The sequence below is a fragment of the Vibrio sp. OPT18 genome, assembly GCF_015163615.1.
Classification (GTDB): Bacteria; Pseudomonadota; Gammaproteobacteria; order Enterobacterales; family Vibrionaceae; genus Vibrio; species Vibrio coralliirubri.
Genome location: NZ_JADDYK010000028.1, coordinates 232,455 through 239,360, shown reverse-complemented (window position 1 = coordinate 239,360; position 6,906 = coordinate 232,455). Strand labels below are relative to the sequence as shown.

4 protein-coding genes and 1 pseudogene are annotated in these 6,906 nt (G+C 44.5%); 3 read left to right on the top strand and 2 right to left on the bottom strand.

What is annotated here, in order from left to right:
• Positions 1-474: 474 nt before the first annotated feature.
• A pseudogene (locus IQQ51_RS05940) lies at positions 475-813 on the bottom strand (MipA/OmpV family protein); the annotation flags it as partial.
• Between the two features lie 354 nt (positions 814-1,167).
• Between IQQ51_RS05940 and IQQ51_RS05935 the strand changes: the two are divergent.
• The 3 genes from IQQ51_RS05935 (at position 1,168) to IQQ51_RS05925 (ending at position 6,075) form a co-directional block, all read left to right on the top strand.
• Positions 1,168-3,102 (top strand): PrkA family serine protein kinase, encoded by a 1,935-nt coding sequence (locus IQQ51_RS05935; RefSeq protein ID WP_048607448.1) that lies wholly within the window; start codon positions 1,168-1,170, stop codon positions 3,100-3,102.
• Between the two features lie 127 nt (positions 3,103-3,229).
• On the top strand, positions 3,230-4,501 hold the full coding sequence (locus IQQ51_RS05930; RefSeq protein ID WP_017062133.1) for a YeaH/YhbH family protein: 1,272 nt from the start codon (positions 3,230-3,232) through the stop codon (positions 4,499-4,501).
• Positions 4,502-4,512: 11 nt separating this feature from the next.
• The gene (locus tag IQQ51_RS05925) at positions 4,513-6,075 is read left to right on the top strand and encodes a SpoVR family protein (protein WP_048616224.1); all 1,563 of its coding nucleotides are present in this window, start codon (positions 4,513-4,515) and stop codon (positions 6,073-6,075) included.
• A gap of 185 nt (positions 6,076-6,260) precedes the next feature.
• On the opposite strand, the gene sohB is transcribed toward IQQ51_RS05925, so the two are convergent.
• On the bottom strand, positions 6,261-6,906 hold a 646-nt coding region (gene sohB, locus IQQ51_RS26710), incomplete at its 5' end, for a protease SohB (RefSeq protein WP_228012693.1).

Here is a 6,906-nt window from a genome sequence, read left to right as displayed (position 1 = left end):
AAACAAAGCCAGGCTCACCGGTAGAGCTTATTCTTGCATCTGCAACAATAGCAACTCATGGCGGGATAGCACTAACACCTCATCAGAATACAGATCCCACATACGGGATGAGGTTTGATCTAACCGCTACGTATGTAATGGCTAGTTAACATCGAGATTAAATTAATAGGGCTTACGACAATTAGCCCTTAATTTTAGAAAAATCATATCAGGTCAGTCATGAGGATTTGTTCCAGATAGTTCCGTTATGTTCCGGATAGTTCCACATGAAAAGAAGCAAAACTGTCTAAAATCTGCACGCGTTGTTTTTTGATTCGCGCTATCAATCAAGCTCGAACTAAAATTCACATCTGGCCTCTATTGGCCTCTATTGGCCTCTATTGGCCTCTATTGGACGTAATTATTGGCATAAACAAGTCTTTTTGGTGACACTATTTAACGTTTGAAATGACACTTTTTCACGCGCGCTGTCACCAATATCGAGGCATCACGTTCATCCAGTTTTTGAATATCGACGTTATCGGAATCACCCGGCTTTAACGTTCTTGAATCATAAACCGCTCGAAATACGATGTTTTGCGGTGAGCCTGCTGGTAATAAACTATAACCAGCGCTGAAACCACGCATAAAGAAGTGCTCGCCTTCATAACCAACCATAGGGATCACGGCACGGTTTGACGGTGTATCTTTATAAACAGCAGGAGAATAAGAGGCGGCAACACCCAATGACCACTGCGAGATTCTTGCATGTGCTGTTGTTGAAGCCAGTAACGCAGCACTGATAGCCACTATTTTTAACCCATTATTCTTCACTACATCTACCTATTTATTGAGCAATTTTTGATAACGCCGCGCATTATATGGTACTTCATTCCAAAAAATCAATGGAGCCCAGTTATACATCTAATGCACATAAATCCATTGTGAGTATTATTAAGCGACCTAAAATCTCAAAACAAACGGCCAGATCCCCTCGAATGTAAAATAATTTGATTCTACGCGCCTCAAGTTGCCTATTGCGCTCGCCACGTTTTTCACACGCAAAATTGTAAATAAATACATAATTGTTAAGCAAAATTGTGGAAGCGGGTCTAACCTTAAAATGTAGGGAGAGCCTATTTTTCAATCGCTCGTCAGTTTTGACTGGTTAACAAGGGGAATGTGACTATGAGTATTTTTGACCACTATCAATCACGTTATGAAGCAGCCAAGGAAGAAGAGCTGACATTGCAAGAGTTCTTAGGGCTGTGTAAAGACGATAAAAGTGCTTACGCTAATGCTGCCGAGCGCTTATTACTAGCCATCGGCGAACCGGAGGTCATTGACACCGCTCAAGACCCTCAACTGAGTCGTATTTTCTCGAACCGTGTCATCTCACGCTACAGCGAGTTTAAAGATTTCTACGGTATGGAAGATGCGATTGAACAAATTGTTTCTTACTTAAAACATGCTGCGCAAGGTTTAGAAGAACGTAAACAAATCCTTTACCTACTTGGCCCTGTGGGCGGTGGTAAATCTTCTCTCGCTGAAAAACTCAAAGCCCTGATGCAGAAACTACCAATCTATGTATTGTCTGCTGACGGTGAACGAAGCCCAGTAAACGATCACCCATTCTGTCTATTCGATGTTAACGAAGACGGCGACTTATTGAAGAACGAATACGGCATTGAGAAACGCTATCTTCGCTCAATTATGTCTCCGTGGGCAGCAAAACGTCTGCACGATTTTGGCGGTGATATTTCCAAATTCAAAGTCATCAAACTGCGCCCTTCTATTCTCGATCAAGTAGCGATCGCGAAAACAGAGCCAGGTGATGAAAACAACCAAGATATCTCGTCTCTGGTTGGTAAAGTAGATATTCGTAAACTTGAACACTTCTCTCAAGATGATCCTGATGCCTACAGCTACTCCGGTGCGCTGTGTAAAGCCAACCAAGGTGTGATGGAATTCGTGGAGATGTTCAAGGCACCAATCAAGGTATTGCACCCTCTACTAACGGCAACACAAGAAGGTAACTTCAACGGTACCGAAGGACTTTCTGCACTGCCATTTGACGGTATGATTCTCGCTCACTCGAACGAATCCGAGTGGCAGACCTTCCGTAACAACAAAAACAACGAAGCCTTCCTCGACCGTGTGTACATTGTAAAAGTCCCTTACTGTCTGCGCGTCTCTGAAGAAGTTAAGATCTACCAGAAACTGCTTGAACACAGTGAGCTGTCCAAAGCCCCTTGCTCACCGAGCACACTCGACCTGCTATCGCAATTCAGCATCCTATCGAGACTGAAAGAGCCTGAAAACTCTTCTCTGTTCTCAAAAATGCGCGTTTACGATGGCGAAACTCTAAAAGACACCGATCCAAAAGCAAAGAGCTACCAAGAGTACCGAGATTATGCGGGTGTTGACGAAGGCATGTCTGGGCTATCAACGCGTTTCGCCTTTAAGATCCTGTCTCGTGTGTTTAACTTCGACCAAGCCGAAGTGGCCGCGAACCCAGTGCACCTGTTCTACGTTATTGAGCAGCAAATCGAACGTGAGCAATTCCCTCAAGAGACCGCCGAGAAGTATCTAGAGTTCTTGAAAGGATACCTAGTGCCACGCTACGTAGAGTTCATCGGTAAAGAAATTCAAACCGCTTACCTAGAATCTTACTCTGAGTACGGTCAAAACATCTTCGACCGCTATGTCACCTACGCAGACTTCTGGATTCAAGACCAAGAGTATCGCGATCCAGAAACAGGCCAGCTATTTGACCGTGCTTCTCTTAATGGTGAACTAGAGAAAATCGAGAAAACCGCCGGTATCAGTAACCCTAAAGACTTCCGAAATGAGATTGTGAACTTTGTGCTTCGTGCCAAAGCCAACAATAACGGTCAAAACCCAGTGTGGACGAGCTACGAGAAACTGCGCACTGTGATTGAGAAGAAAATGTTCTCTAACACAGAAGAGCTACTTCCTGTTATTTCGTTCAATGCTAAGACCTCAACGGATGATCAGAAAAAACATGACGACTTCGTTGCTCGTATGATGGAAAAAGGCTACACCGAGAAACAAGTGAGACTGCTATCTGAATGGTACCTAAGAGTTCGTAAATCCTCATAACTAAACGGTATTGAGCTGCTCAACTGAGCAGCTCGTATAAACCAATAACTTTTATACCTTAGTAAATCAATAACTCTTATACCCGAATAAAAAGTAGGATCGCTACATCAGCTGAGAGGGAGTTCTTATGGCACAATTTATCGATCGGAGGCTCAATGGCAAAAATAAGAGTGCTGTGAATAGACAGCGTTTCTTACGACGCCATAAAGAGCAAATCAAAGAATCTGTGGCCGATGCAGTCAACCGACGCTCAATCACCAATACTGAAACGGGTGAAGACGTCACTATTCCCCATAAAGACATCAAAGAGCCGAACTTTCACCAAGGTCAAGGCGGCGTAAGAGAGCGCGTTCACCCAGGTAATGATCAGTTCATCACTGGCGATAAAATCGAACGCCCTAAAGGTGGCGGTCAAGGTGGTGGCTCAGGCCAAGGCGACGCAAGCCCTGATGGCGAAGGCCAAGATGAATTTACCTTCCAAATTTCAAAAGATGAGTATCTTGATATTCTCTTTGAAGATTTAGCTCTACCTAATCTAGAGAAAAATCAGGTCAACAAAATCACCGAATGGAAAACTCACCGCTCTGGTTACCAAAGCGCGGGGATTCCATCCAACATCGCTATCGTTCGTTCACTACAGCAATCTCTGGCTCGTAGAACCGCGATGACAGCAGGTAAAAAGCGCGAGCTTAACCTTCTGATGGAGCAGCTTGACCAAGTTAAAATGACGGAGCCGGCGCAACCTTTTGAAGAGGGTCGCCTCAAAGAAGAGATTGCCGAGTTACGTAAAAAGATTGAAAGCGTGCCGTTCATTGACACCTTCGACTTACGTTTTAAAAACTATGAGAAGCGCCCTATTCCATCTAGCCAAGCCGTGATGTTCTGTCTAATGGATGTGTCCGGCTCAATGGATCAGGCTACAAAAGATATTGCGAAGCGCTTTTATGTCCTTCTGTATCTGTTCTTAAACCGCACCTACGAAAACGTCGATGTTGTGTTTATTCGTCACCATACTCAGGCTAAAGAAGTCGACGAACATGAGTTTTTCTACTCACAAGAAACAGGTGGCACCATTGTTTCGAGTGCATTGAAACTGATGAAGGAAATTGTCGCAGACCGCTACCCTGCGAATGAGTGGAACATCTATGCAGCACAAGCCTCTGATGGCGATAACTGGGCGGATGACTCTCCTCGTTGTAAAGAGTTACTGGTCAATACGCTTCTGCCAACTTGCCAATATTACTCTTACATCGAAATAACGCGCCGCTCTCATCAAACACTTTGGCACGAATACGAAAAACTCGAGAGTAGCTTTGACAACTTCGCCATGAAAAACATTAAAACGGTGGATGATATTTTTCCTGTGTTTAGAGAACTGTTCCAGAAAGAGACAGCGTAAGGGAGTTTGCCATGACAGCGAAATCAAACGTTGCAGAGAAAGACAAACCTGCAAAGAAGAAAAACGACAAGATGCTGCCTGATGGTCCAGATTGGACATTCAACCTCTTGGAGAAATACCACGTAGAAATTAAGCGTGTGGCGCAGCATTACCGTTTAGATACTTACCCAAACCAGATTGAAGTGATTACTTCAGAACAGATGATGGATGCCTACTCAAGCATTGGTATGCCGATCAATTACAATCACTGGTCATTTGGTAAGAAATTCATTCAAACCGAGCAAAACTACAAGCATGGTCAGATGGGCTTGGCGTACGAAATCGTGATCAACTCCGATCCTTGTATCGCTTATCTGATGGAAGAGAACACGGTCACAATGCAGGCGCTGGTAATGGCTCACGCTTGTTACGGCCACAACTCTTTCTTTAAAGGCAACTACCTGTTCCAAACATGGACCGATGCCAGTTCCATCATCGATTACTTGCTGTTCGCTAAGAAGTACATTAGTGGTTGTGAAGAGAAATATGGCGTCGCTGAGGTCGAGCAGCTCCTTGATTCTTGCCATGCACTGATGAATTACGGCGTAGACCGATACAAACGCCCTGAGAAGATTTCCATTGCTGAAGAGACAGCAAGACAGGAAGAACGTGAAGCTTATCTGCAATCTCAAGTGAATGAGCTATGGCGAACCGTTCCTCAGAATAAAAGTAAGGAAGAAGAGACCAAGATCCGCTTCCCTAGCGAGCCTCAAGAGAACATTCTCTACTTTATCGAGAAGAACGCACCACTGCTTGAACCTTGGCAGCGTGAGTGTGTTCGTATTGTTCGCAAGGTGAGCCAATACTTCTACCCTCAAAAACAAACTCAAGTGATGAACGAAGGCTGGGCAACCTTCTGGCATTACACCATTCTTAATCATCTTTACGACGAAGGCTTGGTGAGTGATAAGTTCATCTTAGAATTTCTACACAGCCATACCAGTGTCGTCGCACAACCTGCCTACAACAGCCCTTATTTCAGCGGAATAAACCCTTATGCGCTTGGCTTTGCGATGTTTAGAGACATCCGACGCATCTGTGAAGAGCCAACCGATGAAGACCGAGAATGGTTCCCAGATCTGGCAGGAAGTGACTGGTTAGAAGCAGTGCACTTTGCGATGCACAATTTCAAAGATGAAAGCTTTATCAGCCAATACCTTTCTCCAAAAATCATTCGAGACTTTAAGCTGTTCTCTGTACTCGACGACGACCGTAAAAACACCATCGAGGTGAGTGCCATTCATGATGATCCGGGCTATCGCCTGATTCGTGAGAAGCTTGCGGCGCAATACAACCTGAGTAACCTTGAACCGAATATTCAGGTGTTTAATGTCGATGTACGTGGTGACCGCTCAATGACACTGCAGTATGTGCCTCATGACCGCATCCCGCTTGATAAAGGCTACGACGAAGTGATGAAGCATCTCTATCGCTTGTGGGGCTTTGATGTGATTTTGGAAGAGCTCAAAGATACGGGTCATAGAGAGATTCTGACGACTTGTCCAAAACGTAATGATTATGGAGCCAAGATTTAATATCAATCACAGTAAGTCAGTGCTTGGTATAAAACTCCGCTCCCCCTACAACATAGTGGTCACCCGCTCGGAAGTGGAGCAATAAAAAAGCGCATAAGTCTGATGACTTATGCGCTTTCTTTTTAAGGCTCAAACGTCTGTAAATGAACGTAAGATATTAAGCCTAGAACTAGAACTCAATAAGCTTAAACAATCGGCTTTTGACCGCGTTCAATCAGCTTCATCAGCACGCTGTCTGCAGATTTACCTGCCACGCCCGCTAATTTGTCTGAAAGCTTTTTCTTCTGTACGTAGTGAATCGCTAGAACTGTTTTGTCCTTACATGCCGCTACGACTAAATCATCAGAAGTACTGATCTCATCCACCAGCCCAAGTTCATGTGCTTGTGTACCAAACCAATGCTCACCCGTTGCTACTTTTTCAAGATCTAACGCAGGGCGATGGTCACGAATGAAGTCTTTGAACAGGCCATGTGTCTCTTCTAGCTCTTCTTTAAACTTCTCGCGTGCTTTATCGCTGTTCTCACCAAACATAGTTAATGTACGTTTGTACTCACCCGCCGTTAACTGTTCGAACTCAATATCATGCTTTTTAAGCAGTTTGTTGAAGTTTGGCAGTTGAGCGATAACACCAATAGAGCCAACAATAGCAAACGGTGCAGATACAATTTTGTCTGCGATACATGCCATCATGTAGCCGCCACTTGCTGCGACTTTGTCTACCGAGATAGTCAGAGGCAAGCCTGCCGCTTTGATGCGATCAAGTTGAGAAGACGCTAAACCATAGCCGTGAACCATGCCACCGCCAGACTCAAGTTTCAGCAATACTTCA

Bases quoted from the DNA above. Each gene is read 5' to 3' on its own strand.
- IQQ51_RS05930 (WP_017062133.1), top strand. From the start codon at position 3,230: ATGGCACAATTTATCGATCGGAGGCTCAATGGCAAAAATAAGAGTGCT.
- IQQ51_RS05925 (WP_048616224.1), top strand. From the start codon at position 4,513: ATGACAGCGAAATCAAACGTTGCAGAGAAAGACAAACCTGCAAAGAAG.
- IQQ51_RS05935 (WP_048607448.1), top strand. From the start codon at position 1,168: ATGAGTATTTTTGACCACTATCAATCACGTTATGAAGCAGCCAAGGAA.